Source organism: Nocardia neocaledoniensis, assembly GCF_029868625.1.
Lineage (GTDB): Bacteria > Actinomycetota > Actinomycetes > Mycobacteriales > Mycobacteriaceae > Nocardia > Nocardia neocaledoniensis_A.
On sequence record NZ_JARWOJ010000001.1, the window covers coordinates 1 to 1631 of the forward strand.

The following is a 1631-nucleotide window of genomic DNA, read 5'->3' on the forward strand; positions in this document are numbered from 1 at the left end:
AACTGCGCCGAGTGAGCGCCGATGATCGAAGCGGCCGTGGAATCGATCCACCACGTCGCCTGCCATCGAGAGTGCCCATCGGGGAGACTGACATCTGCCGGCAATGCGTGCAAGATCGTGCGGGTGGCCAGATTCGCCAACGCCGTGCAAACACCGAGCACAACGACGAGCCCTGCCACCCATCCCATGAACCAGGCAAACGGGCCGGACAGGTCGTTGTTGTCTCCCACCTCGACCCACCGGGCGGTAGCCGTAAACCCAATAGCAGCCGCGATTCCGCACACCGCCAGTCGCCAGTTTCGATTGACGGGCGGCTCGGCGGTAAGCCAACGTACTGACCCCCGGAGCCAGGGATGGCGGTAGATGAAGCGAAGCAAGGGCCGTGACACCCGGGCGATGAAGGTGAGACATCCCAACATCAGTACCGTTAGCGGACCGGGAGGATTCGGCGGCGTAGGGTTCGGGTCACCCGTTCTGGACTCGGGCGTTTCCGATGACACCGGCGCCGGCGCGAAGGTAGTCAGAGTGTCGACGGGGCGACCGCTGTAGGTCAGGCCTGCGGGCCCTGGGGACTGGCGATTCGCGTGAAGTTGCCGGTAGCGGATGCGCTCCAGGCTGACCAGGGCGACTTGCGCGTCACACAACCCGTCCTCGAGTTCCGCTTGGAGGCGCTGCGCTACTGCGGCATCCGCGCCCGGCCCCAGGCCTGTTCGAATGTCGCGTGCGAAGGTGTCGCGGTCATCGGGGCCGGTGCCGGGTTGCGAGGTCGGTGACCAGCCGAGTTCGGTGAGAACTTCGCGCGCGCGTTCTCGATCGAACTGCGATCCAGCAATCTCGATCCGGCACCGAGCACGCGCCAAGGCGACGTCGAGAAGATAGTGTCCTCTGTAGTCGACAAGATTGCGCAGACCCACCTGTGACCCCCGATTCCCCTCCAGCAGCGATGGATCCACCGTATCGCGCAGTGTCGGGCGCCGGCCACTGGATTCCACCCCCACAGTGACGACGCTGCACCGATCGGTACTAGCCGACGCACGCGGTCGCACTGCCGGGCTGGAACCAACTCGTTAGCCACCGGTATCCGCATCCGCGCGCACCCCACCGCACAGCACACTCGCAGTTGCCCAACCATCCTCATCATGAACGCCGCCCGGAACCCAGGAGGCGCCAGGTTGCATCGGCGGCCGATGAACTAGTTCCGGTTTCAGCCACTCTGGCGAGACCGGTCCAGAGTTCTCTTTCACCACCACGGCGTGAACAAGCGACGCTTCCCCGACCACGATGGCACCCCATCCGCACAGCAGCGCGATTCGCCACGATTACGCCACCGCGGCGTCATGTGTTGCCGTGGGCAGCTGCGGCCTTCCGGCGCCGGTAGTCGCGCTGACGGCACGCATTGCTGCACAGCGCGCGCGGCCGTCCTTGGCTTGCACCGTTTTTCGATGGCGGGTTCACCGGCACCATGCACGGGCATTGCCTGCAACGCACCCATTGCGAACGTAACGTTGTCGCTCCTGCCCGGTCACCGACGTGGATTGTGCACGCAGGGTCGGGTGGCCGAACGGCTGTCGGACCCGCAATCTTCTTCCTGAGGTAGGCCGCGAATTCCTCGGCGTTGACCCGATCATCAT

The 1631-nt window shown here is 65.0% G+C and carries 1 protein-coding gene; it reads right to left on the bottom strand.

Going from position 1 to position 1631, the window contains the following annotated elements:
* Nucleotides 1-953: hypothetical protein (locus QH270_RS00005; RefSeq protein ID WP_280338295.1), on the bottom strand; the 953-nt coding region annotated here is incomplete at its 3' end.
* Nucleotides 954-1631: the final 678 nt, after the last annotated feature.